This window comes from Arthrobacter sp. AG1021 (assembly GCF_003633665.1).
Lineage (GTDB): Bacteria > Actinomycetota > Actinomycetes > Actinomycetales > Micrococcaceae > Glutamicibacter > Glutamicibacter soli.
This window is the reverse complement of the sequence record NZ_RBLB01000006.1, coordinates 83,730-108,957: the sequence shown is the minus strand read 5'-3', so window position 1 is coordinate 108,957 and position 25,228 is coordinate 83,730. Positions and strand designations below refer to the sequence as shown.

The 25,228-nt window shown below is 64.9% G+C and carries 21 protein-coding genes; 10 read left to right on the top strand and 11 right to left on the bottom strand.

Features of this window, described 5'->3' with window-relative positions; genetic code table 11:
- Positions 1-21: 21 nt before the first annotated feature.
- The gene (locus DFO58_RS00660; RefSeq protein WP_047119863.1) at positions 22-1,206 is read left to right on the top strand and encodes a TerC family protein; all 1,185 of its coding nucleotides are present in this window, start codon (positions 22-24) and stop codon (positions 1,204-1,206) included.
- A 94-nt stretch (positions 1,207-1,300) separates the two neighbouring features.
- Here the strand turns inward: DFO58_RS00660 and DFO58_RS00655 are convergent, their stop codons facing one another.
- The gene (locus DFO58_RS00655; protein WP_181728127.1) at positions 1,301-1,699 is read right to left on the bottom strand and encodes a YccF domain-containing protein; all 399 of its coding nucleotides are present in this window, start codon (positions 1,697-1,699) and stop codon (positions 1,301-1,303) included.
- Positions 1,700-1,841: 142 nt separating this feature from the next.
- Between DFO58_RS00655 and trmB the strand changes: the two genes are divergently transcribed.
- Positions 1,842-2,699: a tRNA (guanosine(46)-N7)-methyltransferase TrmB gene (trmB, locus tag DFO58_RS00650; protein ID WP_047120874.1), complete on the top strand. Its 858-nt coding sequence runs from the start codon at positions 1,842-1,844 to the stop codon at positions 2,697-2,699.
- 56 nt (positions 2,700-2,755) lie between these two features.
- On the top strand, positions 2,756-3,388 hold the full coding sequence (locus DFO58_RS00645; RefSeq protein ID WP_342352854.1) for a GNAT family protein: 633 nt from the start codon (positions 2,756-2,758) through the stop codon (positions 3,386-3,388).
- Between the two features lie 66 nt (positions 3,389-3,454).
- Here DFO58_RS00645 and DFO58_RS00640 read toward each other — a convergent pair whose 3' ends face one another.
- From DFO58_RS00640 to dnaK, 4 genes are all read right to left on the bottom strand, one after another.
- Positions 3,455-3,883, bottom strand: coding sequence for a helix-turn-helix transcriptional regulator (locus tag DFO58_RS00640; protein ID WP_120989081.1), 429 nt, complete (start codon positions 3,881-3,883; stop codon positions 3,455-3,457).
- Between the two features lie 107 nt (positions 3,884-3,990).
- On the bottom strand, positions 3,991-4,959 hold the full coding sequence (locus DFO58_RS00635; RefSeq protein ID WP_047119866.1) for a DnaJ C-terminal domain-containing protein: 969 nt from the start codon (positions 4,957-4,959) through the stop codon (positions 3,991-3,993).
- Between the two features lie 86 nt (positions 4,960-5,045).
- On the bottom strand, positions 5,046-5,618 hold the full coding sequence (locus DFO58_RS00630; RefSeq protein WP_047119867.1) for a nucleotide exchange factor GrpE: 573 nt from the start codon (positions 5,616-5,618) through the stop codon (positions 5,046-5,048).
- Positions 5,619-5,631: 13 nt separating this feature from the next.
- Positions 5,632-7,482, bottom strand: coding sequence for a molecular chaperone DnaK (gene dnaK, locus DFO58_RS00625; protein ID WP_113607499.1), 1,851 nt, complete (start codon positions 7,480-7,482; stop codon positions 5,632-5,634).
- Positions 7,483-7,733: 251 nt separating this feature from the next.
- Between dnaK and DFO58_RS00620 the strand changes: the two genes are divergently transcribed.
- On the top strand, positions 7,734-7,964 hold the full coding sequence (locus DFO58_RS00620) for a PLDc N-terminal domain-containing protein (RefSeq protein WP_047119869.1): 231 nt from the start codon (positions 7,734-7,736) through the stop codon (positions 7,962-7,964).
- Between the two features lie 98 nt (positions 7,965-8,062).
- On the opposite strand, the gene DFO58_RS00615 is transcribed toward DFO58_RS00620, so the two are convergent.
- The 3 genes from DFO58_RS00615 to DFO58_RS00605 all read right to left on the bottom strand — a co-directional run bounded on the left by DFO58_RS00615 (position 8,063) and on the right by DFO58_RS00605 (position 12,776).
- Positions 8,063-8,533: a small multi-drug export protein gene (locus tag DFO58_RS00615; RefSeq protein ID WP_113607500.1), complete on the bottom strand. Its 471-nt coding sequence runs from the start codon at positions 8,531-8,533 to the stop codon at positions 8,063-8,065.
- Between the two features lie 216 nt (positions 8,534-8,749).
- Positions 8,750-10,303 (bottom strand): DEAD/DEAH box helicase, encoded by a 1,554-nt coding sequence (locus DFO58_RS00610; RefSeq protein ID WP_120989080.1) that lies wholly within the window; start codon positions 10,301-10,303, stop codon positions 8,750-8,752.
- 313 nt (positions 10,304-10,616) lie between these two features.
- Positions 10,617-12,776, bottom strand: coding sequence for an MMPL family transporter (locus tag DFO58_RS00605; protein ID WP_120989079.1), 2,160 nt, complete (start codon positions 12,774-12,776; stop codon positions 10,617-10,619).
- A gap of 110 nt (positions 12,777-12,886) precedes the next feature.
- Between DFO58_RS00605 and DFO58_RS00600 the strand changes: the two genes are divergently transcribed.
- From DFO58_RS00600 to DFO58_RS00575, 5 genes are all read left to right on the top strand, one after another.
- Positions 12,887-13,357, top strand: a complete 471-nt coding sequence (locus tag DFO58_RS00600) for a MarR family transcriptional regulator (RefSeq protein ID WP_047119873.1) — start codon at positions 12,887-12,889, stop codon at positions 13,355-13,357.
- A 74-nt stretch (positions 13,358-13,431) separates the two neighbouring features.
- Complete coding sequence (locus DFO58_RS00595) at positions 13,432-14,055, top strand: LysE family transporter (RefSeq protein WP_113607503.1); 624 nt, start codon at positions 13,432-13,434, stop codon at positions 14,053-14,055.
- 163 nt (positions 14,056-14,218) lie between these two features.
- Positions 14,219-14,668 carry a low molecular weight phosphotyrosine protein phosphatase gene (locus DFO58_RS00590; RefSeq protein WP_286163387.1) on the top strand — a complete coding sequence of 150 codons (450 nt, stop codon included), beginning with the start codon at positions 14,219-14,221 and terminating at the stop codon, positions 14,666-14,668.
- A complete protein-coding gene (locus DFO58_RS00585) occupies positions 14,655-16,682 on the top strand; it encodes a chorismate-binding protein (RefSeq protein ID WP_146956049.1) in 2,028 nt (675 codons plus the stop codon). Before DFO58_RS00590 ends, DFO58_RS00585 begins: the two co-directional genes overlap by 14 nt.
- A 792-nt stretch (positions 16,683-17,474) precedes the next feature.
- The gene (locus DFO58_RS00575; RefSeq protein ID WP_286163386.1) at positions 17,475-19,238 is read left to right on the top strand and encodes an alpha/beta hydrolase; all 1,764 of its coding nucleotides are present in this window, start codon (positions 17,475-17,477) and stop codon (positions 19,236-19,238) included.
- 447 nt (positions 19,239-19,685) lie between these two features.
- Here DFO58_RS00575 and cls read toward each other — a convergent pair whose 3' ends face one another.
- Positions 19,686-21,182 carry a cardiolipin synthase gene (cls, locus tag DFO58_RS00570; RefSeq protein WP_047119878.1) on the bottom strand — a complete coding sequence of 499 codons (1,497 nt, stop codon included), beginning with the start codon at positions 21,180-21,182 and terminating at the stop codon, positions 19,686-19,688.
- Positions 21,183-21,374: 192 nt separating this feature from the next.
- Here cls and DFO58_RS00565 point away from each other — a divergent pair, with 192 nt between their 5' ends.
- Entirely contained in the window at positions 21,375-22,250 is an 876-nt protein-coding gene (locus DFO58_RS00565; RefSeq protein WP_047119879.1) for an aminodeoxychorismate lyase, read from the top strand.
- Between the two features lie 6 nt (positions 22,251-22,256).
- Here DFO58_RS00565 and DFO58_RS00560 read toward each other — a convergent pair whose 3' ends face one another.
- Both DFO58_RS00560 and DFO58_RS00555 read right to left on the bottom strand, forming a co-directional pair.
- Positions 22,257-24,581, bottom strand: coding sequence for an ATP-binding cassette domain-containing protein (locus DFO58_RS00560; RefSeq protein ID WP_120989076.1), 2,325 nt, complete (start codon positions 24,579-24,581; stop codon positions 22,257-22,259).
- Positions 24,578-25,198, bottom strand: coding sequence for an ECF transporter S component (locus tag DFO58_RS00555; RefSeq protein ID WP_053798630.1), 621 nt, complete (start codon positions 25,196-25,198; stop codon positions 24,578-24,580). The genes DFO58_RS00560 and DFO58_RS00555 overlap by 4 nt, the downstream gene beginning before the upstream one ends.
- Positions 25,199-25,228: the final 30 nt, after the last annotated feature.

Here is a 25,228-nt window from a genome sequence, read left to right as displayed (position 1 = left end):
CTTACGAAAGCAGGAATCCCCATGGGAGTTTCTCCTTTGATCTGGGGCATCACGATTGTCGTGATCCTCGCACTTTTGGCATTCGACTACTTCTTCCACATCCGCAAGGCGCACGTTCCGTCGTTGCGTGAAGCGGCCATCTGGTCGAGCATCTACGTCGGCCTCGCTTTAATCTTCGGCATCGTCGTATTCATTTTCGGCGGCGTGGACATGGGCGCTGAATACTTCGCCGGCTACATCACCGAAAAGGCCCTCTCGGTCGACAACCTGTTTGTCTTCCTGATCATCATGGCCAGCTTCAAGGTGCCACGCGAGGACCAGCAGAAGGTGCTGCTGTTCGGCATCGTGTTCTCGCTGATTGCCCGTACCGCATTCATCTTCGTCGGTGCGGCGCTGATCAACCAGTTCGCCTGGGTCTTCTACATCTTCGGCCTGATCCTGCTGCTGACCGCAGGCAACCTGCTCAAGAAGGACGACGAGTCCGACGAGGCGAACAACTTCATCATCCGTCTGGCCAAGAAGCTGTTCCACACCACCGACGAGTACGACGGCGATAAGCTGTTCACCAAGATCGACGGCAAGAAGGTCTTGACCCCGATGCTGCTGGTCATGGTGGCCATCGGCGGTACCGACATCCTCTTCGCCCTGGACTCGATCCCGGCAATCTTCGGCCTGACCCAGAACGTCTTCATCGTCTTCACCGCGACCGCATTCTCCCTGATGGGTCTGCGCCAGCTGTACTTCCTGCTTGACGGCCTGCTGGATCGACTGATCTACCTGTCCTACGGCCTGGCTGCGATCCTGGCGTTCATCGGCGTCAAGCTGATCCTGCACGCGCTGCATGAGAACAACCTGCCGTTCATCAACGGCGGCGAGCACGTATCGGTCATCGAGATCACCACCGGCCTGTCGCTGAGCGTGATCATCGGCGTCCTGGTAGTCACGGTCCTCGCCTCCCTGTTCAGCAAGGCCGGCAAGGCGCAGACCGCCGTGAACAACGTACGCCGCCATGCGAACAACTACACCGACCTCTCCTACACCGCGGACCAGGCCGAGCGCGAGCGGATCTACACCGAGCTGCTGGAAGAGGAAGCCTACGTGAAGTCCATGGACAAGAAGTACCGCGACAAGGTCAAGGACATCGACAAGATCCGCGACGAAATCACCGAGGCGCACCGCCAGCACGACGAGTACCTCAAGAGCTAGCAACGGCATCTACCGCCAATACGGACCGGGGCTGCCCTTCCACGTGGAAGGGCAGCCCCGGTCCGTTTAATCCGTGCGAGCCGAACGGCAGGCGCTAGCGGCGCATGGTCCCGATGTAGTAGTCCGAAGCGACCACCACCTTGCCCAGCGGCATCAGGGACACCGGGATCATCTTCAGGTTCGCGATGCCCAGCGGGATGCCGATGATCGACACGAACATCGGGATGGCGGTAAGCACGTGGCCGATGGCGATCCAGATGCCGGCAAAAACCAGCCAGATCACGTTACCCAGCGTGGAGAAGGCTCCCACAGCGCCGCGATCCACGACGGTGCGGCCGAAGGGCCACAGCGCGTAACCCGCGATGCGGAATGAAGCGATGCCGAACGGAATGGTCACGATCAGCAGGCAGCAGATGATGCCAGCCAGGACATACCCCAGTGCCAGCCACAGGCCGCCGAAGAGCAGCCAGATGATATTCAGGATTCCCCGCAATAGATCAGTCATGGATCCAGTCTTCCCCATCGACTCCCCCGGGCGCCATGGGTGACAGCCCGGATTTTCCCCTGAAACCGTGGCCAATCCCCTACTCTCCCGGGAAGAATCGATGCGGTGCGCTCGGCTAGGATTAATGATCATGAGCGATTCGAGCGAAGAACAGCGTCAGGCCGCGGCCCCGACCCCCAAAGACCCAGCACTTTTCCGGGCCGAACCGGTCTCTTTTGTCCGCCGCGGCAACCGCCTGCAGGGCCGCCGAGCCAGCGCCTGGGAGCGCAATGCCGAGCAGTACGTCATCGAGCCTCCCCGCAAGATCGCCGACACCTCGGTAGCCGATGATTTCACCCTCGACCCGGATCAGGCATTCGGCCGCGTGGCGCCGCTGATCGTGGAGATCGGCACCGGATTGGGCGAATGCATCGCCAACGCCGCCAAGGACGACCCCGAGCGCAACTACCTCGCCGTGGAGGTCTACCGCCCCGGGCTGGCCCAGCTGATGCTCAAGGTCGAGTCCTTCGGTATCGAGAATGTCCGCGCCGTCCAGGCCAATGCCCCCGAGGTGCTGGACGTGATGCTCGAAGAGAACAGCGCCGACGAAATCTGGATCTTCTTCTCCGACCCCTGGCACAAACCGCGCCACCACAAGCGCCGCCTGATCAAGGCATCGTTCCTGGACAAGGTTTCCCGGGTGCTCAAGCCCGGCGGAACCCTGCGCCTGGCCACCGACTGGTCCAACTACGCCGAGCAGATGCGTGACGCGCTCACCGCCCACCCGGATTTCGAGAACCAGTTCCCGGGCAACCTTGCCGGCGAGGAAAGCAACCTGACCAAGGTCCGCCGCGAGGGCATGGAAGGCTTCGAGAAGGAACCAGAGTTCACCGACGAGCTCGGCGGCTGGGCCCCGCGCTTCGAACGCCGCATCCTGACCAGCTTCGAGGGCAAGGCGCTGAAGGCAGGCCGATTGGTCTTCGACTTGGCGTACACTCGCGTCGGCTAGTGCACGACCTGACATAAAGTCCGGCAATGGCTCATGTCCACCCTAAACTGGTGGCCATGAGCCATTCGTCATTAATCCCGGCCTCCGAGTTCTCCACCGCGCCCGCCATGGAATTCGCCGGGGTGAGGCTGGAACAGCTCGCCGCCTCGCACGCGCCGGACTTGGCCGAGGTAGTGGCCGCCGGACGCCTCGACGAGGACTGGTTCGCGACAACTCCCCCGGCACAGCAGGTGGAAGCCAATATCGCCCAGCGGCTGGACTCCCAGGCAGCCGGAACCATGGCCCCCTTCGCCATCATCGACACCTCCGCCGGCAAAGCCGTCGGCGCCACCGCCTACCTGAACATCGATGCCGCAAACCGCCGGGTGGAGATCGGATCGACCTTCCTGGCCGTTGCGGCGCAGGGCACCGGCATCAATCCGGCAGCGAAATACCTGCTGCTGCGCAGGGCATTCGAAGTGCTCGGATGCTACTCGGTCGCGTTTTGCACGCATTGGCACAATGAGGCTTCCCGCGCCGCCATTGCGCGGCTGGGCGCCAAGCAAGACGGCGTGCTGCGCAACCACAAGTACGATCCGGCGACCGGAACCCTGCGAGACACCGTCGTCTTCTCGATCCTGCCCCACGAATGGCCGGCGGTGCGCACCCAGCTGGAAGCCCGGCTGCGCCGCCACGGCCGGCTCGGATAGAGACAGAAAATCCAGCCGCGCCGGGATCTGGCGGGCTGGATTTCTAATGTCTTTCAGGCGGCAGGCCTACCTGCCGATAGCGCGGCGCACCGGGAACAGCGATACCGCCGGTTCGGGCCGCGAGGGGCGCATGCCGCGGGCCAGCGACACCACGTCGCCTGCGACGGTGCCGGCGGCGAAGATGCGCGATTGGCCTTGGCGCACGTAGTCCAGTTCCGCGCGCAACTGGGTCACTTGGCCCTTAAGGCTAGCCACTTGGTTTTCCAACTCAAGGATCCGCTTGATGCCTTCCAGCGACACGCCATCCTTGCTCAGCGCCTGAACCTGGCGCAGCAGGGACACGTCGTGCTGGGAATAGCGGCGCTGCTTGCCCGACTGCCGGCTGGGCGAAACCAGGCCGATGCGGTCGTACTGGCGCAGCGTCTGGGGGTGCATGTCGGCAAGCTGTGCGGCGACGGAAATGACGAAGACAGGTCGCAGGTACTCCCCGTTCACGGTACTTCAACCACCTTTCTGCCTTGGTTGTATCTTGAGTCTATCGACGGGGCCGGAGGATGTTGGCTCCTCCGGCGCCGGCGACGGGTGATCGGCGGGTGCCGATCCTAGAGCTTGGCCTTCGAGGCCAGGTCCGCCCGCGGGTCCTCGCCCTCGGTGGCTGCGGCGAAGTCCTCAACCGCCTTCTTCGCGGCATCCGAGAGGTTCTGCGGAATGACCACGTCGAGCACGATCAGCAGGTCGCCGGTGGCCTTGGAAGTCTTCACGCCGCGGCCCTTCAGGCGCAGCGTGCGGCCCGAGTTGGAACCTGCCGGAACCTTCACCGCGACCTGTTCCCCGTCGAGGGTCGGGACGTGGATCTTCGCGCCCAGTGCGGCCTCGTCGAAGGTCACCGGGACGTGCACGCGGATGTTGTTGTCCTCGCGCTTGAAGAATGGGTGCTCAGCGACCTTGACCTTGACGATCAGGTCTCCGTTGCCGGCGGCGCCGGCTTGGCCGCGTCCGCGCACGCGCACCGACTGGCCGTCCTTGATGCCGGCCGGGATGCGCACGTCGATGACCTCGCCGCTCGGCTCGCGCAGCCCGATCTTCGTGCCGTTGATCGAGCCGGCGAAGGAGATCGAGGTGTTCGCGGTGCGGTCCGCGCCCTTGCGCGGCGGAGCGGCCTGGCCGCCGAAACCGCCGAAGCCGCCCGCTCCCCCGAACAGGTCGGAGAAGTCCGGCTGCCCGCCACGCTGGCGTGCCCCGCCTCCCCCGCCGAACAGGTTGGAGAAGATGTCCTCGAACCCTGCGCCGCCGCCCGGAGCTCCGCCCGGACCTCCTGCTGAGAAACGTGCTCCCGAGCCCATGGCACGGATGGCGTCGTACTGCTCGCGCTCTTCCTTGTCGGAGAGGACCGAGTTGGCTTCGGTAATGTCCTTGAACTTCTGTTCGGCGGTTGCATCACCGGCGTTGGTGTCAGGGTGGTACTTGCGCGCAAGCTTGCGGTACGCCTTCTTGATATCCGCGTCCGAGGCGTCCTTGGAGACGCCGAGGATCGCGTAAAAATCTTTGTCTATCCAGTCCTGACTTGCCATCAGGGCCTCATCCTTTCTATGACAATTCGAAACTGCCCACTGGCGAATACTCGACAGTGGGCAGTTTCAGTTGTGCTAGCTAGTTGCTATTCGCCGGTGGCGACCAGTACCTGGGCAGCGCGCAGGATGTTGCTTCCCTTGCGGTAGCCGGTACGCAGCACCTGTCCCACATGATCGGCCGGGACCTCCGGCACCGCCTGGCGCAGCAGCGCTTCGTGGACGTTCGGGTCGAATTCGACCCCCGCCTCGTTGATGCGCTCCAAGCCATGCTGGGCCAGGATCGAGTCCAGCTTGTTGGCGATCGATGCGAAGGGGCCATCGGCCAAGTCGCCGTGGGCGCGTGCCGCGTCGATGTCGTCAAGCACGGGCAACAAGGTGGAAAGCATGCCCTGCACGGCGTTTTCACGCGCCACTGCACGGTCGCGCTCCACGCGCTTGCGGTAGTTGACGTACTCGGCCTGGAGGCGCAGCAGGTCGTTGCGCAGCTCGGTGACGACCTCGCTGACCTCGTCCTGCTCCGCGTCCACGGAGTCGCCGGCCTCGTTCAGGATCGCCTCGGCCTGGCCCAAAGCGTCAGCAGTTGGCTGCTGGTCAGCGGCCTCTGGCTGGTTCTCCGGCTCCTGGCCGGAGTTTTCGTTCTGGTTGTTTGCCTCGGACATATTCCTAAACTCCCTACTTCTTGTCGGCTTCGTCTTCGTCGATGACCTCGGCGTCGACGATGTCTTCATCAGCGTTCGGCGCATCCTGCTCGCCGGCAGCCGCGCCTTCGGCCTGGGTGTTGGCGTAGATTGCCTCGCCCAGCTTGGACTGCGAAGCCTGCAGCTTCTCGAACGCGGCCTTGACCTCGTCGTCGTTGTCCTGCTTCTCCAAGGCGGCCTTCAAGGCGTCGACGTCGGCCTGGACCTCGGACTTGACCTCTTCAGGCAGCTTGTCCTCGTTGTCCTTGATCAGCTTGTCCACCGAGTAGGCGGCCTGCTCGGCAGCGTTGCGGGTCTCGGCTGCCTCGCGGCGTGCCTTGTCCTCTTCCGCATGCGCTTCGGCTTCCTGCACCATGCGCTCGATGTCTTCCTTCGACAGCGAGGAGCCGCCGGTGATGGTCATCGACTGCTCGGTGCCGGTGCCCTTGTCCTTGGCGGACACGTGCACGATGCCGTTGGCATCGATGTCGAAGGTGACCTCGACCTGCGGGATGCCGCGAGGAGCCGGAGCGATGCCGGTCAGCTCGAAGGTGCCCAGTGCCTTATTGTCGCGGGTGAACTCGCGCTCGCCCTGGAAGACCTGGATCGATACCGAAGGCTGGTTGTCCTCGGCGGTGGTGAAGGTCTCCGAACGCTTGGTCGGGATCGCGGTGTTGCGCTCGATCAGCTTGGTCATCACGCCGCCCTTGGTCTCAATGCCCAGGGACAGTGGGGTGACGTCGATCAGCAGCACGTCCTTGCGCTCGCCCTTCAGCACGCCGGCCTGCAGGGCTGCGCCTACGGCGACAACCTCATCCGGGTTCACGCCCTTGTTGGCTTCCTTGCCGGCCAGGTCCTTGACCAGTTCGGCAACGGCTGGCATACGGGTCGAACCGCCAACGAGGATCACGTGGGCGATGTCGGAGATCTTCACGCCGGCTTCGGCGATGACGTCCTTGAATGGCTTCTTGGTGCGCTCCAGCAGATCTGCGGTCAGTTCCTGGAACTTCGCACGCGAGAGGTGCTCGTCCAGGTGTACCGGGCCCTCAGGGGTGACCGACAGGTACTGCAGCGAGATGTTGGTGCTGGTAGCCGAGGACAGTTCCTTCTTGGCCTGCTCTGCGGCTTCCTTCAGGCGCTGCAGTGCGATCTTGTCCTTGGACAGGTCTGCGCCCTTGGCCTTGGCCTGGGCCAGCAGCCAGTCGACAACACGCTGATCCCAGTCGTCGCCGCCCAGACGGTTGTCACCGGCGGTCGCGCGGACCTGGATGGTCGAGAAGCCGTCGTCATCCTTGCCAACTTCCAGCAGGGAGACGTCGAAGGTACCGCCACCGAGGTCGAAGACCAGGATGAGCTCGTCCTCGTTGCCCTTCTCCAGGCCGTAGGCCAGAGCAGCAGCAGTTGGCTCGTTGACGATGCGCAGCACGTTCAGGCCCGCGATCTCGCCGGCCTCCTTGGTGGCCTGGCGCTCGGCGTCGTTGAAGTATGCAGGAACGGTGATCACCGCGTCGGTGACCTTCTCGCCCAGGTACGACTCAGCGTCGTTCTTCAGCTTCATCAGGGTACGCGCCGAGATTTCCTGGGCGGTGTACTTCTTGTCATCGATGGCAACGGACCAGTCGGTGCCCATGTGGCGCTTGACCGATGCGATGGTGCGATCGATGTTGTTGACTGCCTGACGCTTGGCGATATCGCCGACCAGGACTTCGCCGCCCTTCGAGAAAGCAACGATGGACGGGGTCGTGCGGTTGCCTTCCGCGTTAGCGATGACGGTTGGCTCACCACCTTCGAGCACGGATACGACAGAGTTGGTGGTTCCAAGGTCAATACCTACGGCACGCGACATAATGGCTCTCCTTTGCCTTGTCTGAAAAAAATCCCAACGCTGGGGGCTTGGGCCCCCATTGAGCGCTTCGGACTCAAGTTTACTCAGCCGGTTTCGACTGTCAAATTAACTTGAGTGAACTCGACTCAACTTTGCGCTCTGTCTTATTCAACGGGCGGGGTGGCAGAATAATTCCCATCAACCGAAAACTTTTTCAGACCACTCCTGACAGTCCGGTCACGAAGCGAAAACTACAGATCAAAGGCGGAAGAATGGCACGAACCAAAAAGAAATTCTCCGAGCTGTCCCCCATTGCACGGGCAGCTGCCATCGTTGCGGGCGTGATCGAGGTTGCCTTATTCGCCGCCGCGCAGATCGACATCTACCGACGCAGGCCCGAGCAGATTCACGGAAGCAAGGGATTGTGGGTGGGGTTGTGCTTCATCAACATTCTCGGTCCGCTGAGCTATTTCAGGTTCGGCCGCAAGAAGCCGCAGGACTAATCTCCGCCTCCAAGATGGCACAAGCCGGAAGGAGCCCACGCACTACTGGTGCGCGGGCTCCTTCCGGCTTTGCTTTGCAGCGTGCCGAGGGGAACGAATTATTTGGTCAGCAGCGGCATGCCGAGCCCTGCCAGGACTCCGAAGATCACTCCCCACAAGATGATGGAAATGACCTGCCAGAAAATCACTTTCTGCTTCGATGCGCCGAAGGACACCAGCGCCGCCGAGGTGATCTGCGAGGGAAGCATGGTCTGGCCAACCAGGCTGACCCCTGCAATGCCGAACTTGTCGAAAGCCCTGCGGATCTTTTCGTATTTCGGCTTCTTGCCCTCCTTGCCTTGGCGCACCTTGGAGCGTACGGCATGGGCGCTGTTGACGAACAAGAGCATGGAAATGCCGTTGCCGAGCACCGCAACAAGAATCCCGACCGCCGGCGGCAGGCCCATCAGCACTCCGATGACGGACCCGAAGTAGGACTCGACGAAGGGAATAGCCGAAACCAGCGCGACCGCCAGCCACTGCAGCGGCTCGGGGCAAGCAGCGACAAAATTCTGCAGTGATTCAATCATGGTCAGGTGCTCCTGGCTAGGCGAAATAGATATTTCCTCTACTTCAAGACTAGGTTGGAGGACTTCACCGACCGGTCATCCGCCGGGGCTAAACTTTCGGTCTAGTCAGTGCGCTCGACGCTCACCGGGCGCAGGGTGGCAAAAGAAATCCTCCGCTCGGCGTACGAGCGGAGGATTCCTAGGTTGGCAGCCGTTGTTCCGGCTGGCCCGAAATGCCTAGCGGCTGCGGGTGGCAGGGCTGGTGGCGCGGCGCGGACCACGCGAGCGGCCCCCGGTCGAGGCGCCTTGGGCGGCGCGGCCACCCTGGCGCGAGCCGCGGCCTGCACCCGATGGGCGTTCCGAGTTCGCACCACGGCCTGCACCGGCCGGACGCTCGGATCCTGCGCCGCGGCCAGCGCGTGCTGGACGCTCGCCCGAGGCCTTCGGACTGCGTTCATTGCGGCGGCCCGACTCGCTGCGCTGCTGGTTCTGGCCCTCGCCGGCCGAACGGCCGCCGCGTGAACCGCGCCCGCCGCGCCCGCCGCGCGAACCGCCGGATTCGCCGGCAGGCTTGCGCTTGGCAGGGTTGCTCTGCTGCTTCACCGGGGCGGTGTACGGCACCAGTTCGGCCACTTCGCCCACGACTTCCTTGACGACCTGCGAGTCCAGGGAGACCTTTTCGAATGGGACCTTCTTCAGGCCTGCCTGCTTCATCAGGGTCGCGACGTCGCCCTGCTGGTCCGGGGTGCAGATGGTCACCACGGTTCCGCTGGAGCCGGCGCGGGCCGTGCGGCCTGACCGGTGGGTGTAGGCCTTGTGCTCTGCCGGCGGATCGATGTGGACCACCAGTTCCACGCCGTCGACGTGCACGCCGCGGGCTGCTACGTCGGTGGCGACCAGGACCTTTGCCTCGCCCGAGGCGAAGGCGGCCAGGTTGCGGTCGCGGGCGTTCTGCGACAGGTTGCCGTGCAGGTCAACGGTTGGCACGCCGGCCTTGGACAGCACTACAGCCATCTTCTTGGCGTGGTGCTTGGTGCGCATGAACATGATGCGGCGCGAGGTGCCCTGCGCCAGCACACGGACCAGGTCCTTCTTGTCGTCGTTGCTGACCACGAAGACGTGGTGCTCCATGGTGTTCACTGCGGCCTCGGGCGCATCCACCGAATGGATGGTCGGGCTGCTCAGGTAGCGCTTGACGACCTTGTCCACGCCGTTGTCCAGGGTGGCGGAGAACAGCATGTGCTGGATGCCGGTCGGCATGCGGTCCATGATGCGGCGCACGACCGGGAGGAAACCCATGTCTGCCATGTGGTCGGCTTCATCCAGCACCGAGATCTCAAGCTGCGACAGGTCAACGATCTTCTGCTTGATCAGGTCGTCGAGGCGGCCGGGGCAGGCGATGACGATGTCGACGCCCTCGTTCATGGCCTTTTCCTGTCGACTCTGCGCGACGCCGCCGTAGATCACGGTGGTGCGCAGGCCGGAGGCGGCGGCCAGCGGATCAACGGTCTTGGCGATCTGGGTCGCCAGTTCGCGGGTCGGCGCCATGATCAGTGCGCGCGGGAAACGGGCCTTGCGGCGCTGCGGGCGCTCGCTCAGGCGGGCCACCAGCGGCAGCGAGAAGGCCAGGGTCTTGCCCGAGCCGGTCTGGCCGCGCCCCAGCACGTCTCCGCCGGCAAGGGTGGAGGGAAGGGTTGCTTCCTGGATCGGGAACGGGGTGTCGATGCCGCGCTCGGTCAGCACGTCAACCAGGTTTGCGGGCACGCCAAGGGCGCTAAAAGTAGAAGTCAATGCTCAAACTTTCTCTCTGAATTCGCGCGTCGTTTTCGACGCTCGGGTTCGCCGATCCAGGAGGAAGTCCGATGCGGGGCGGCAAGAAAAGTGCCCGACGCCCGCGCGAAAACACCGGGAATCCGGGAGTTTCCGCTCGAAGGAAATCAAGTCTGTCGACGACTACGCACCGAGGCGGGCCGGGTGTTTCAGGCGTTGAACCATCGATGCGTACAGATTTCAATTCTACAGGCAGGCTCCGGGACTTAGCAGTCCCGGAGCCTGCCAACGGGGCGAATCACAGGAGATTTCCGCCACGTCTGAAGCCTGGCGCTCAGGCCCGGTGCACACCCGCCGACGTCTTTTCCTGCGCCAATTTCGAGGGCCACCACACCGCAGGGCCGATGTCCTCGACCAGCGCCGGCACCAGCAGGCTTCGCACGATAAAGGTATCGAGCAGCACGCCGAAGGCCACGATGAAGCCCAGCTGCCCCAGGAACATGATCGGCACGACCCCCAGCGCGGCGAAGGTCGCCGCCAGCACGATGCCGGCAGAGGTGATCACGCCGCCGGTGACGGTCAGGCCGCGGCGCATCCCGTCCCGCGTGCCGTGCAGCAGCGTCTCCTCGCGCACCCGGGTCATCAGGAAGATGTTGTAGTCCACGCCAAGGGCCACCAGGAACACGAATCCGAACAGCGGCACCGAGGGGTCGGCGCCCACGTAGTCCAGGACGTGGTTGAACACCAGCGCGCTGACGCCCATCGCCGTGCCGTAGGAGAGCACCGTGGTCAGAATCAGCAGGACCGGAGCCAGGATCGAGCGCAGCAGAAGCATAAGGATGACCAGGATCGCGACCAGGGTGATCGGAATGATCTTGAACAGGTCGGCCTCGGCGGTGGAGTTCTTGTCCATCTGGGTCGCGGTTGTTCCGCCGACCAGGGTCGTCGCATCGATCTCGTGCACCGTCTCGCGCAGCTGCGTGACAGTGTTCGCGGCCGCATCCGAGTCCGCCGCATCGCTCAGGGTGACGGAAATCAGGTTCCGTCCTTCGACGGTGTACGCCGGGGCGCCGCGCTGGGCCATGGCCGGACCGCCGTCTTCGGCCTGCAGGTAGGCGGAGTCGACACCGGGCACGTCAAGGACCGCGTCCAGGGTGGTGTTCGCCTCGGCCTCGTTGACGAGCACGGTGGCCGGCGAGCCGCTGCCGCCCGGGAAGTGCTCGCCGAGCGCCACCTGCCCGTCGCGGGCCTCGGAGCCGCCGATCACCAGTTCGCTTTGCGGCACGCCGCTGGCCTTGAGCTGCAGCGAGAACGCCGCGCCGACGGCCAGCACCAGTGCCGTCACCATCCAGATCGGGCGGGGGTGGGAAGCGACGAAGGCGGCGATGCGGGCCCACAGTCCAGGCTTGGCCGCCGCCTGCGTTTCCGCGTCCTGCGTTTTGGGCATGAACGGCCAGTAGGCGGCCCGGCCCAGCAGTCCGAGCACGGCCGGCAGGAAGGAGAGGGCGGCAATGATCGAGAAGACGATGCCCGCCGCGCCGATCGGGCCCAGCGCCTTGTTGGAGTTCAGGTCGGAGAAGAGCAGGCACAGCAGGCCCACGGTCACGGTGCCGCCGGAGGCGATGATCGGCTCCAGCGAGCGCTTCCAGGCCTTGGCCACTGCCTGCCAGCGGTTCAGCCCCGTGGACAGGGCTTCCTTGTGGCGGGCAACGAACAGCAGCGAGTAGTCGGTGGCCGCACCGATCACCAGGATCGAGAGAATGCCCTGGGCCTGGCCGTCCAGCCGGATGATCCCCTCCTTTGCCATGAAGTAGACCACCAGGATGGCGGCGCACAGCGCCACCATGGAGGTCATCAGCACGGTCAGCGGAAGCAGCAGCGAACGGTAGACCAGCAGCAGGATCACCAGCACCGCGACCAGCGCGACACCTAGCAGCACCCCGTCGATGCCGCCGAATGCCTCGATCAGGTCCGCGGAGAACCCGGCGGGACCGGTGACATAGCTGCTCATGCCCTCCGGCTGGATGTCTGCCAGCAGGGCGCGCAGCGCGGTCACGCCCTCATCGGCCTTGACGGTCGAGGAGATCGGCATGATGAATTCGGCAGCCTTGCCATCCTCGGCCAAAAACGGCCCCGTCACCTGCCCGTCGAGGAACTCGAAATCGGAAAGCTTCTCGGCGAGCGCGGCGGCCTGCTTCTGGTCGACGCCGCTTTCGGAGGTCACCAGCACCACCGCGGGAATTGCGTCGCTCGTGCGGAACTTGTTCTGCCATTCAAGGGCCTGCGTCGCTTCCGCGCTGGCCGGGAGGAAAGCTGTCTGGTCGTTGGTCTGCACGTCCGAGAGTTTGCCGAAGGTTGGTCCGCCGGCCCCCGCGATGCCGATCCAGAGCACGATCAGCAGGGAATACACCACCGCCCGGATGGCGATGCCCTTTCCGCTGACTGAGCGCGCGGCGGGGTCGGCGGGCTCATCGACTTTCGCTATGTGCGACATGGGGCTGTCCTCACGTTGATTCGAATAGTTGCGACCGCTGTGGCCTACCGCTACAGCGTACCAACATTTAGTTTGATGATGGAAATGTTTACTTAGTTTATAATTGTGTTATGGACGCGAGCACACACCACCGGCTGTTGCAGCTGCTGCAGGATTTCGGGCAGGCCTCGGACCGCTACGTGGAATCCACCGGCGGGCACTACGGCACGCACCGGACCGACATGAACGGCCTGACAGTGATCATGAAATACCAGCGCGCCGGAACCTCGCCCTCGCCCCGGGACTTGAGCAGGGAACTGCAGCTCAGCTCCCCCGCCACCACGGCCATGCTCGACCGGCTGGACCGGCTGGGCTACATCATCCGCCAGCGAAGCGAGCAGGACCGCCGCAGCGTGCACATCGCCCTGACCGAGAAGGCCATGGCCGAGGCGCGGGAGATGTTCCGACCGCTCGGAGCGAAAATGATGGAGCTGATCTCCTCCTACGACGAGCAGCAGGTCGCACTGCTCAGCGACTTCATGGCCCGGGCCGTCGCCGGCGTGGATGAAGCCCGGCTGGAAGTCCTCGCGCCGCCGAACTAAGCCTCCTGCCGAACGCCCCGTCATGACCAGTCTTCGAGTCAAGAGAACTCCTGCAGTGCCACTACCCTAGACAGGTGGCACTTTCTCTCTGGCTTTCACTTCTCGGCGCAACCATCGTCATCAGCTTCACCCCGGGCGCCGGGGCCATCAACACGATGAACAACTCGATGCGCCAAGGCTGGCGCGCTTCCATCTGGGGAGTGATCGGCCAGCAGATCGCCCTGCTGATCCACGTGGTCATCGTCGCCGCCGGAGTGGGCCTGCTGGTCTCCAGCTCCCCGCTGCTCTTCGCGGGCATCCGCTATGCCGGCGCCGCCTATCTGGTCTACCTGGGCATCCGGATGATGCTGTCCAAACCGGATGTCGCCTCGGACGGAACCAGCACCGGCGGCACGCTCACCCGTGGCGCCATGCTGCGCCGCGGCATCCTGGTCAATCTGCTGAACCCGAAGGCGATTGTCTTCTTCCTGGCATTCACCCCGCAGTTCATCCGCACCGACCAGCCGCTGTTGCCGCAATACCTGATCTATATCGGCACCATCGTCGCAGTCGACGTGCTGGTGATGTTCTTCTTCTTCGCAGGCACCGCGCGCAGCTTCCAGCGCTTCACCACCACCGTGCGCGGGGCCAAGCTGCTCAATATCGTCTTCGGCGTCCTGTTCATTCTCGTCGCCGCGATGATGCTCCTAATCCACTAATCACCCCGTGATTTTGGGGTTGCTCTAAATCGTTGCCGTATTGTTGCTGATTATCTTGCGCGTAGCTCTCGATCGAAATGTGATGTGGCCATAGACTGATGCCATGTTCCGGATAATGATCGTGTGCACGGGAAATATATGCCGCTCACCTATGGCCGAGTACATGCTGAAAAACGCCTTGCGTGAGGCAGACGTCACCGAGGTCGAGGTCTGCTCCCGGGCCATCAGCTACGGCGAAGTCGGCAACGGGATCGACCCGCGCGCCGCAAGTGCCCTGCGCGCCCACGGACTGGACGCCTCGAACCACGTCGCAACGCAGGTTAAGGCCGACGAACTGGGTTCCATGGACCTGGTGCTGGCCATGGACACCGATCATTTCGAAGACCTCGTTCCTGCACTCACGGAGATCGATCCCAGCGAGCGCCCCATGCTGCGCATGTTCAGGTCCTTCGACCCCGTCGCCGCCAGCGAGCCGCACGACCGCCAGGGTGTCTACGATCCCTGGTACGGTGACGCAGGAGATTTCCGCGAAACCTGGAAGCTCGTCTCCGCAGCCCTGCCTGCGCTCGTTGACTACGTCCGGAGTAATATAGCCTCTCGTGGAAACCGCTAGACCCTACCTCATTGCTCTCGACGGACGCTCCGGCTCGGGAAAGAGCAGCCTCGCAGCGTTGCTAGCGAACCAGATGTCGAAAACCGCCTCGGTGGCTGTCCTGCGTCTGGAAGATCTCTACCACGGCTGGGACGGGCTGCAGGCCGCCCAGGACCTCTATTCCGGCCTGCTCGAACAGCTCGCCCACGGCCGCACCGCCAGCTGGCCGCTGTGGGACTGGGACGCCGATGCGCCAGGCGACACTGCCAGCCTCGACCCGGCGCAGGTCGTCATCGTGGAGGGCGTGGGCGCCGCGCACCGCCAGGTCCGCGGCCTGCTCGATCTGAGCATCTGGCTCCAAGCTCCAGCCGGGGTCCGCAAGCAGCGCGCCCTGCAGCGCGACGGCCAGACCTACGCCCCGCACTGGGAGCGCTGGGCCGCCCAGGAAGACGCGTACCTGTCCAGAGACGACGTGCCCCGCGCCGCGGACGTGGTCCTCGACGCCGACAGCCAGCGCTCGCCGTTCGAGCAGCTGCTGGGGCTCAGCGCTTTCCTGCCAGCCGGCCTGCGCGACCTGCTGCCAGCGACCACGCCTGCCTCTGCCGCGCCGCCGCTGGCCGGACACCATGCAGCCCCCGCGGATGCCGCCACCTTGTTCGAAGCGCTGGCCGAAGGCCTGGAGCATGCAGCCCTGCTGGAGTCCACCAGCCACCACCTCACCGACCCGCTGGATCGGAACAAGTACTCGCTGATCGCCCTGGCCGTCGGCGATGCCTATCCCCTGTTGCAGGCAAGCGCTTCCGGCGCCACCGTGCAGCGCGGCGGGGCCAGCCTGCGCCTGCAGCCAGGATTCTTCGAATCCTTGCAGGGCTTGTGGCCCGCGGCCGGGACCGAGCCGGACAACTACCCGCTGCCTGCCTGGGTCGGCTACCTGGGCTACGAGCTCAAGCGGGAGGTCTCAGCCGGAACCGCATCCGGAGCCGAGGCAGCGCGCCCCGATGCGGGGTTCTTCTCCCCTAATATCGTGCTGGTCATCAACCACCGCACCGGTCAGATGGCAATCCACGCGCCCGCGCGCCTGCGCCAATGGATCACCGAGCATCTGGCCGAAGCCGGCGTTCAGCACCGCACCGCGCTGGACCTGCCGCCGGTGGAATTCGTTTGCGCCGACACCGAGCAGGGCTACAAGGACAAGATCACCCGCGCCCAGCGCCAGATTTACGAAGGCAACACCTACGAGGTCTGCCTGACCACCGAGCTGACCGCAACCGCCGCGCAGTACAGCCCCTTCGAGGCCTACTGCCGAATGCGCACCTCCAGCCCGGCACCGTTCGCCCACTACCTGCGTATGGGCGGCACCGAAGTCGCCAGCATTTCCCCCGAACGCTTCCTGAGCCTCGGGGCCACCGGGGTGCTGCGCGCCGAACCGATCAAGGGCACTCGCCCGCGCGGGACCAGCGTGCAGGAGGACCAGGCGCTGAAGCAGGATTTGGCCACCAGCCCCAAGGACCGCGCGGAAAACATCATGATCGTCGACCTGCTGCGCAACGACCTCTCGCACCATGCGGTCCCCGGCTCGGTGCGCGTGGCCCGACTGTGCGCGGTGGAAAGCTACGCCACCGTGCATCAGATGGTCTCCACCATCGACGCGCAGCTTCGCGATCCGGCATTGTCGGCGCAGGCGCTGCGCGAGGCATTCCCTCCGGGCTCCATGACCGGCGCGCCCAAGCTGTCGACCATGCAGATCCTGGACGAGCTGGAAGACCGGCGTGAGCGCGGACTGTATTCCGGAGCCGTGGGCTATCTGGGCGCAGACGGGTCCGCCGATTTTTCGGTGGTCATCCGCACTTTGGTCTGCGACCGCACCCCGGACGGCGGATGGAAGCTGTGCCTGGGTCTGGGCGGTGCGATCACCGCCGATTCGGTGGCGCAGGATGAATGGGACGAGGTCATTACCAAGTCCGTGGGCGTGCTCTCCGCGTTGGGCTCGAAGTTCCCGCACCCTGCCGTCACCGCCGGCAAACAGCGGCGCTAGAAGCACTCAGTGCCCCAGTCGTTCGCCACGGCTCGACGGCGGCCATCCTCCGAGCGTGCAATGCGCGCGTGGCTGCTCTGAAAGACCATGACGGCGCTGCCCGCGTCTGAGCATGTTTCCCGGTTCGGCGCACATCTCTGGTCCATGACGAGCAGCATAGCCCGGACGCCGGCCTCGTAATGACCCGAAATATCGAAAACCACAGGTGGGGAATTCGTCGTGGGCATGCTGGCATGAAAAGGTCGACCGCGGTAAGTGCGGCTTCGCTGTCGCCCAGCGAGGCCCTCATGGGGCAGACGACACTTCCCGATCCGCAACGTGCGGTGGAAACGACGTAACACAAGCACCGTACCTGCATTCAGGGACTGTCGGTGCAACTCTGCTCACGCGGGATGCGGCATCGTGCGGGGAAGCCTGCGCCACAACGTGAATTCACCTAGCCGGAGCGTGGAAGCAGTGCACGGGAACTTGAAGCATCAGCCGAAGGACCCCCGAAGTTGCTCCCTTTTTTCCAGTGTTTGGAACAGTCTTCTCCAAATCGTTAGAATTCAAACGCTTGATTTATCCATCCGGGCCAAGATAATTCAATAATGGCCAGGTGACCGACCGTCCAAGACGCCATGCAGAGTACCTACTTGGGAAAGAACTGACATGACAAACAAACGATGGGGTCGTGCCCTGGGCATGGCGATGGCGGTGGGACTCTCGGCAGGACTGGGCTTAGCCTCTCCTGCCAATTCAGCACCTCCGCAAACCAGGGAAAATGCCACATTAGGCGCATCTACGATGCAAATGGCTGCGAAGAACACCTACGACCAAACGAGCAAGGCCGAACGCAAACGTGTCGACGGGATCAAGACACCGCGACCGAAATGGTTCAACTGCAAGGAGCTGGCTTTTGGCGCCCAATGCACGACGGTGAACTTGCCCTTGGATTATGACAAGCCGCGCGGGGCCACCACCGAGGTCGCGTTGCTGCGTATCAAGGCGACAAACCAGTCGAAGCGCATTGGAACCCTGTTTGTGAATCCCGGCGGACCGGGTGGTTCAGGGATTCAGATTGCCGCAGCGGCCCCTGAGTTCCTTTCTCCAAGTGTCCTTGAGCGTTTCGACATCGTCGGGTTTGATCCACGCGGCACGAACTTCAGCGACAACGTGCGTTGCTGGAAGAATTTCGGCGCCCAGAGCGAAGCCTTGGAAGCAATGTACGTCCCCTATCCGGTCACATCCAAGGAAATACGTGCCTATGTGAATTCCTCCAAGGCCTTCGGCAAGGCTTGCTCCACGACCGGCAAACCCCTCTCCACGTCGATGTCCACCGCGGAGGTCGCACGTGACATGGATGTCTTGCGTCGCATGGTAGGCGACAAGCAGCTGAGCTACCTGGGTTTCTCTTATGGCAGCTACCTTGGCACTGTCTATGCAAACATGTTCCCCGACCGGGTCCGCGCGGTGGCCATCGACGGAGTACTCGATCCGGTGGCCTGGGCCGGAACCTTAGCCAACATGTGGATGCCGCAGACCCAACGCATCAAATCAGGCGAAGGCGCCGAAAAGGCCATGCGCGGCATTCTGAGCCGCTGTAAGACCGCCGGTCCGGAGTACTGCATGCTGGCTGAACAAGGGGATCCGCAGAAGCTCTATCGCGAGATCATGGCCGAGTTGAAGCGCTCCCCCTTGGTGTTCTCAGATCCCGAGTACCCTGACTTCGACTATTCCGTCACCGCGGCGATGATGTGGTCGATCCTGCTTGACTACCTGTATGACCCGCAGGGCTCCTCCATGGTGGACTCCGAGCTGACCTATACCTTGCTGGCGCTTCAGGACCGTGCCGCGTCGAACGGAACCACGTTCCCGACGTCGGCTGGCAAGGACAAGGCTCCGACCAAGGCCAAGATGAAGGTGGCCAATAAGGCGCTGGCCCAAAGCCTACGTGCGATCGAGGCCGAGCAAAATGCCGCAGCGAAGGACATCGCCGGCAAGGCCGCAGCCACCGGTTTCGCCTTCCCGTATGACAATTCCTTCGAGGCTTTCCAGACCGTGCTGTGCACCGACTCGCGCAACCCGGCCAAGGCCGAAAACTGGGCCCGCTACGCGGAGAACGCAGGCAGGAGCGCTCCGGGATTCGGTCAGCTGTGGACCTGGAGCTCAGCTCCGTGCGCCAGCACCACTTGGAAGGCCAAGGACGAGGACACCTATAGGGGACCGTTCACCAAACGAACCGTGAACCCGATGCTGGTGGTTGGAAACTTCTATGACCCGGCCACGAACTACGCCGGGGCCCAAAAAGTCTCGAAGTTGATGCCCAAGGCCCGGCTTCTGAGCAGCAACAGTTGGGGCCACACTGCGTACGGCACCTCGAAGTGTGTCACCAATGCCATGGACCGCTACCTGCTCACCGTGCAGTTGCCTGCCACCGGAACGCTCTGCACCGGAGACGCGCAACCGTTCACCGAAAAATTGGAGGACCTGAACAGCCAACGCCGCAAGGCCGCTCCGGAACGCCAGCTGCCTCCGGTGGTGCCACCGCTTCCAGGCGCACTTCCACGAAGCTGAGTAGCAAATAGGCCGAAGAGTATGGGCGGTGGAACCGGGCTTCCGGTTCTACCGCCCATACGGTTGTCAACCCCGAAATCCTGCTTCGCGCACAGAGCACCGACGCAGTAAGCCAAGGTGGCTCGCCAGTGCTTTGGCGTCCGCGATGCCGTCCATGACAGCCACATCTGGCTTGCTGCATGGATATGGCCAGCGGTAATTTCTGGCAGCCTGCTTGAGGGCCGGCGCGCATCGGGCCATCTCGGAACCCATGCGATGGCCAATCCCTTCCCAGAGCCGATCAAGCGTGTTTGCAGCTCATCACCACTCGCGCTGGAGCCTCCCGCGGTCATCGCGGGAGGTTCCTATGGTGAGCCCGGCCAATGGGTGCACGAAAGGCGGGCGAGGGAATCAAGGAAAAGACATCCAGCATCCAGGGCGCCCAGGCATGGTGCGCCGGAGCCATTGCTATTGCAGCGTGGCGGTCAGACGTGCCACGTTGTCGATCCAGCGCTGCATGCGCGGACGGCGTCGCCACTGGGCCAGAGTGATCTCCGAGGAGATCTCCAGATAGTCGTTCTGCACCTTGTTCACTGCATCGACCATTTCTTGCCCAAGCAGCATGACCGAGATCTCCATGTTCAGGCTGAACGAGCGCATGTCCATGTTGGAGGATCCGACCACCGCGACCTCGTTGTCCACGGTGAAGCACTTGGTGTGCAGCACCATCGGCGCCGGGTAGCGGTGGATCCGCACCCCGGCCTCCAGCAGCTGCTGATAGTAGGACTGCTGCGCGTGGTGCACCAGGAACTGGTCCCCCTCCTCGCAGACGAACAGGTGCACTTCCACCCCGCGTTGGGCGGCGGTGGTGATGGCGTAGAGCAACGAGTCGTCCGGCACGAAGTAGGGGCTGGTGATCATCAGCCGTTCGGAGGCGGAATAGATTAGGGTGTTGAACAGGCGCAGGTTGTTCTCCCCGCCGAAACCGGGGCCGCTGGGCAGCAGCTGGGCCAGCGTGCTGCCGGGCCGGTCGTCGTAGGGCAGCGGGTGCCTGGCCTCGGTGATGTCCATCAGCACCTCTTGGCCGTCATCCTCCTGCCACCAGTCGGTGGCGAAGGTGACATCCAGGCTGCGCACCAGCGGGCCTTCCACGCGGAGCATCATCTCCACCCATTCGCGCCCCACCTTGTGCGCGGATTCGCGCTTGTAGCCGGGCTCGATGAGGTTCTGGCTTCCGGTGAACGCGACTTCGCCGTCGACCACCAGGATCTTGCGGTGGTTGCGCAGGTCCGGGCGGCGCCAGCGGCGGCCGATCAGGTCGATGGGCAGCATCGGGCGCCAGATGATGCCGGAGCTTTTCAGGCGCTTCTTGAAGTTGCGGTAGCCTTTCACGCGCAGCGTGCCCAGATGGTCGAAGAGCAGGCGCACATTGACCCCGCGCTGCACGGCCGCTTCCAGGGAATCCAGCACCGGATCCACGTAGTCCGGGTCGTCGCCCATGATGTAGAACTGGATGTGCACGTAGCGCTTGGCCTTGTCGATCTCCTCGCGCATGGCTTCCAGCGAGCCGCGGTAGTCGGAGAGCACCTGCACGGTGTTCCCGCCTTCCAGCGGCATGGCGCCGAGGTTGCGGTTGAGGATGACCGCCGATTCGACCCATTCCTCCGTGGAGTGGAATTCCTCGGGCAGCTGCATGTGGGCCGTGCCGCGCATGATCTCGTCGTGCGCCCGCTTCTGCTTCTCCAGCCGGCGGCGCGAGAGCCTCGGGTTGGCGAACAGCCAGTAGGCGACCAGGCCGACCACCGGGAGGAAGAAGATGGCCAGCAGCCAGGCCATGGCCGTGGTGGGACGCCGGTTTCCGGGGACGATGCCGATCATGAAGTAGCGCACCACCAGTTCGGCCGCGACAAGGATGCTCCACACGACGCCGCCGATCTGCAGCATCACTTCGTTACTCGGCCACATCGCGGCACCCCCCTCACGTCAGCGCCCGTGGGCGTCTGCGGCGTGTGCGCCGCATCCCGCAGTTAGAGAAGCGGGAAAAACATCTTTGCCTAGCCTATCGAATCCCCTGCCTCTTCTAGGAATGCAGTCCACGAAGAGCCTCCGCAGGGGCTTCGCGCGCGGACTTGGCGGGAAATTCGATAACCTTGGAGAATGAGCTCTCTTGTATTCCTCGATCCGGCCTATCCCGCCGGACGCCTTGCCGACATCAACGCGCCCCAGCTCCCGGTCACCTTGCAGGGCGTGAACCGCGGCGACGGGGTCTTCGAGTCGATGCTGTACACCCAGCAGGCAGTCCGCAAGATCGAGGCACACCTGGCTCGCCTGGCGGTCTCCGCCGAGGCCTCCGACCTGCCGGTCCCGGACGAGCGCAGCTGGCGTGCAGCGGTCGACACCGCTGTCGCCGACTTCGACGCCACCGGCGGCGCCGAGGAAGCAGTAGTCAAGCTGGTGGCCATGCGCGGCGAACTGGACCAGGACCCGGCCGTGTGCTGGGTGACCGTCACCCCCGCCCCGCGCGTGGGCATGGAGCAGCGGGAAACCGGCGTGGATGTGCTCTTCCTGGACCGCGGCTACGATTCGAAGCTCGCCGAACGCGCACCGTGGCTGCTGATGGGCGCCAAGACCCTGTCCTACGCGGTGAACATGGCGGCGCTGCGCTACGCCCGCAAGCACGGCGCCCACGAGGTCATCTTCACCTCCGCCGACGGCGTGGTGCTCGAAGCACCCACCGCCACCGTGCTGCTGGCCCAACGCGACGGAGAAACCCGCCGCCTGCTGACCCCGATGCTGGAAACCGGTATCCTGCCCGGCACCACCCAGAGCGCCATCTTCGACGCCGCGCAGCAGGACGGCTGGGAGCTGGGCTACGGCCCGCTGCGCCCGGAGGACCTGTACCAGGCCGACGGCGTGTGGCTGGTGTCCTCGGTCCGCCTGCTCACCCCGGTGCGCACCCTGGATGCCAAGCCGATCCGGATGGACGCCGAGCTGCACGAACAGCTGTCCGCCCTGGCCGATTCGATCCGCTAGCCCCGGCTACCAGATCAGGTTGTAGGTCCCGGCCCAGATGGCGGCCGCGATGGCCGCGGCGCCCAGCAGGACGCCGGCGGCCAGCACCGCACCGTCGCGCCGGGTGAAGGTGGCGGTGCGGATCCAGGTGCGCTGCCCGGTGCCGAAGCCCTTGGCCTCCATGGTCGTGGCCAGGCGCCCGGCCCGGCGGATCGCCTGCACCAGCAGCGCCAGCAGCTGGCCGAGCTTCGCACCCACGCGCTGGCGCACGGTGCCCAGGTTGCCGATGCCGCGGGCCCGCCGCGCCAGTGTCAGCGTGGTGAATTCCTCCACCATCAAGCCCAGCAGACGCATGCCCGCCAAGGCACCGAGCACAAAACGGTGCGGCACCTTCAGCTGCTGGGACAGCGCGCCGCCCAGGTCGCTGGGGTTCGTGGTGGACAGCAGCAGCACCATCGGCACCGCCATGGCCAACGCGCGCAGCCCCGTGGCGACGCCTCCGGCCACCGAGCCCTCGGTGATGTCGAAGATCCCCAGATCCAGCAGCACCCGTCCCGAATCCTGGCCCACCAGGGCGATGCCCCAGGCCGCCAGAACGCCGGCCGCCAGCAGCGGCCAGCCGCGGCGGAAGAACCCGCCGATGCCCAGCCCCGCCAGCGGCAGCATCAGCAGCGTGGCCGCGATGACCACCGCCGCCGAAACCCAGTCCACCGTGCTGATCAGCGGCAAGGTGGCCCCGGCGATCGCGCCGAACTTGGCCAGCGGATTGATCTTCGCCAGCCAGCTGTCCCCCACCGGGGCGTCCAGCATCGGCCCCGACGAGGTCCTCGCGGCGGCCACCTCGGCCGGCGCCAGCACCAGCTCGTCGGCCCCCAGCGCCGCGGCGAAATGCTCGTCATGGGTCACCGCGATGATCGCGGTGGATTCGGCGAGTTCCTCGATGAGCAGTTGCGCCAGCTCGCGCCAGGTGTTCGCGTCCTGCCCGAAGGTCGGCTCGTCAAGGATCACCACGTCCGGCGAGGCGGCCAGCACTGTGGCCACCGACAACCGGCGCTTCTCCCCTCCGGAAAGCGTGAACGGGTTGGCTTCGGCCAAGTCCTGCAGGCCAAGCCGCTCCAGCAACTCCTGCACCCGGGCCTCGACCTGCCGCGGATCGTACTTCTGCTCCTCGGCCGCGCCGTGCCTGGCGCGCAGCGGCGCGAAAGCCAGCTCCTCGCGCACGGACTGGGTGACGAACTGGTGCTCGGGTTCCTGGAACACCGAGCCGATGCGGGCGACCAGCGCTCCGGCCTTCCAGCTGAACGGCGAGGGCGGCAACCCGTCGGCCAGCTGGGGGCTGGCGGCGAACTGGCCTGACACAGGTTGCAGCAGCCCGCCCAGGGTCAGTGCCAGCGTGGACTTCCCTGCCCCGTTCTCCCCGCGGATCACCAGGGCCCTGCCGCCGGTGACCTCGAAGCTGGCCGGGGCGGTGCGCACAGCATGCTCGCCCCGCGCGCAAACCAGCTCCTCGGCGTGCAGCATCGGGGCGCCGCCGGCCCTCGGCGCCGGCGAGGTCTGCGGAACATAGCCCGGAATCCAGACCCCTGCCTGCGCCAATTCGGCGCGCACCGCCGCGTCCCCGGCCAGCGCCTCGGGGTGCAGGTCGTGGGCGATCCCCCCGCCGGGGGCCAGCACCAGCACCCGATCCACCTGCCGGGCCCACGCCTCCAGCCGGTGCTCCACCACGATCAGCGTCGCCCCGGTGGACTCCACGGCACCGATCACCGCATCGCGCAGCGGCGGGATGCTGCCCGGGTCGATATTCGCGGTCGGCTCGTCAAGCAGCATCAGCCCGGGGCGCATGGCCAGGATCCCGGCCAGGGCCAGGCGCTGCTTCTGCCCGCCGGACAGTTCCTGCGTCCGATGTTCGTAGCCCAGTGCGCCGAGCCCCACGGCGTCAAGCGCCTGCGGGATCCGCTCGCGGATCTCCTGCGGGTCGACGCCCAGGTTCTCGGCGCCGAAAGCGACGTCGTCACCCACCCGGCTCTGCACCACCTGGGTTTCCGGATCCTGCTGCATCAGGCCCACCGGGAAGCTGCGCGCGAACGCGTCCTGCCCGCCGACCAGCAGCTCGCCGGCGGGACCGGCGTCCTGGTCGACTTCGAGCACGCCGGCCAGCGCATGCAGGAAGGTGGATTTGCCGGCCCCCGACGGGCCCAGCAGGAGCACCTTCTGACCTGCAGGGATCTGCACGTCAAGTCCGGCGATGGCCGGGCGGTCGCGCTCGGCATGCTGCCAGGTGAAGCCGCGCGCGCTGATCTCCACACCCTGCCGGGTCAGCGGGGCCGTACGCCCGTTGGCGGCGGCGCTCATTTGCGCACCGCAAGCGCCGGTTCCAGGTGAGCGCGGCGGCTGGCGAGGTTGCTCAGCGCGCCGGTGCGGGCCAGCGCCCGGGTAATCCACCAGGACAGCAGGCCGGCGACAACCAGGCCAGACACGGCGGTGGCTCCCACGTGGAACAGCTTCATGGACTCGGTGTATTCGGCCACGCTGCCCACGACGTAGGCTTCGCTGAGGCCGGCAAACAGGCCCGAGCCCAGGCCTGCAAGCAACGCCACCGGCAGGTTCCAGCGGCGGTAGCGGAACAGCGCGAACACCAGCTCGGCGCCCAGGCCCTGGACCAGGCCGGAAATCAGCACCGGCATGCCCCAGTGCGTGCCCAGCAGCGCCTCAACCACGGCGGCCAGCACCTCGCAGAACAGTGCGGCGCCGGGCTTGCGGATGATCAGCGCGCCGAGCACCGCCGGGAACAGCCACAGGCCGGTAAGCAGGGCAGTGCCGGGTGGGAAGGCGGTGAAGGCCAGCGAGAACAGGCCGTAGCTCGCGGACCAGGCCCAGAAGACCACGCCGGAAGCGACGGCGATGACCGAGGCGATGACGATATCGACTACGCGCCAGGTGCTGCGCTGCGTCGTGCGGGTTGTGCTCATGAGGTGTCCTCCTTGATCAGGAGGGGGGAT

What these genes read in the sequence shown, in the direction of transcription:
- DFO58_RS00660 (WP_047119863.1), top strand. Translation starts at nt 22, where the DNA reads ATGGGAGTTTCTCCTTTGATCTGGGGCATCACGATTGTCGTGATCCTC.
- trmB (WP_047120874.1), top strand. Translation starts at nt 1,842, where the DNA reads ATGAGCGATTCGAGCGAAGAACAGCGTCAGGCCGCGGCCCCGACCCCC.
- DFO58_RS00645 (WP_342352854.1), top strand. Translation starts at nt 2,756, where the DNA reads ATGAGCCATTCGTCATTAATCCCGGCCTCCGAGTTCTCCACCGCGCCC.
- DFO58_RS00635 (WP_047119866.1), bottom strand. Translation starts at nt 4,959, where the DNA reads ATGGCAAGTCAGGACTGGATAGACAAAGATTTTTACGCGATCCTCGGC.
- DFO58_RS00630 (WP_047119867.1), bottom strand. Translation starts at nt 5,618, where the DNA reads ATGTCCGAGGCAAACAACCAGAACGAAAACTCCGGCCAGGAGCCGGAG.
- dnaK (WP_113607499.1), bottom strand. Translation starts at nt 7,482, where the DNA reads ATGTCGCGTGCCGTAGGTATTGACCTTGGAACCACCAACTCTGTCGTA.
- DFO58_RS00620 (WP_047119869.1), top strand. Translation starts at nt 7,734, where the DNA reads ATGGCACGAACCAAAAAGAAATTCTCCGAGCTGTCCCCCATTGCACGG.
- DFO58_RS00615 (WP_113607500.1), bottom strand. Translation starts at nt 8,533, where the DNA reads ATGATTGAATCACTGCAGAATTTTGTCGCTGCTTGCCCCGAGCCGCTG.
- DFO58_RS00605 (WP_120989079.1), bottom strand. Translation starts at nt 12,776, where the DNA reads ATGTCGCACATAGCGAAAGTCGATGAGCCCGCCGACCCCGCCGCGCGC.
- DFO58_RS00600 (WP_047119873.1), top strand. Translation starts at nt 12,887, where the DNA reads ATGGACGCGAGCACACACCACCGGCTGTTGCAGCTGCTGCAGGATTTC.
- DFO58_RS00590 (WP_286163387.1), top strand. Translation starts at nt 14,219, where the DNA reads ATGCTGAAAAACGCCTTGCGTGAGGCAGACGTCACCGAGGTCGAGGTC.
- DFO58_RS00575 (WP_286163386.1), top strand. Translation starts at nt 17,475, where the DNA reads ATGGCTGCGAAGAACACCTACGACCAAACGAGCAAGGCCGAACGCAAA.
- cls (WP_047119878.1), bottom strand. Translation starts at nt 21,182, where the DNA reads ATGTGGCCGAGTAACGAAGTGATGCTGCAGATCGGCGGCGTCGTGTGG.
- DFO58_RS00565 (WP_047119879.1), top strand. Translation starts at nt 21,375, where the DNA reads ATGAGCTCTCTTGTATTCCTCGATCCGGCCTATCCCGCCGGACGCCTT.
- DFO58_RS00560 (WP_120989076.1), bottom strand. Translation starts at nt 24,581, where the DNA reads ATGAGCGCCGCCGCCAACGGGCGTACGGCCCCGCTGACCCGGCAGGGT.
- DFO58_RS00555 (WP_053798630.1), bottom strand. Translation starts at nt 25,198, where the DNA reads ATGAGCACAACCCGCACGACGCAGCGCAGCACCTGGCGCGTAGTCGAT.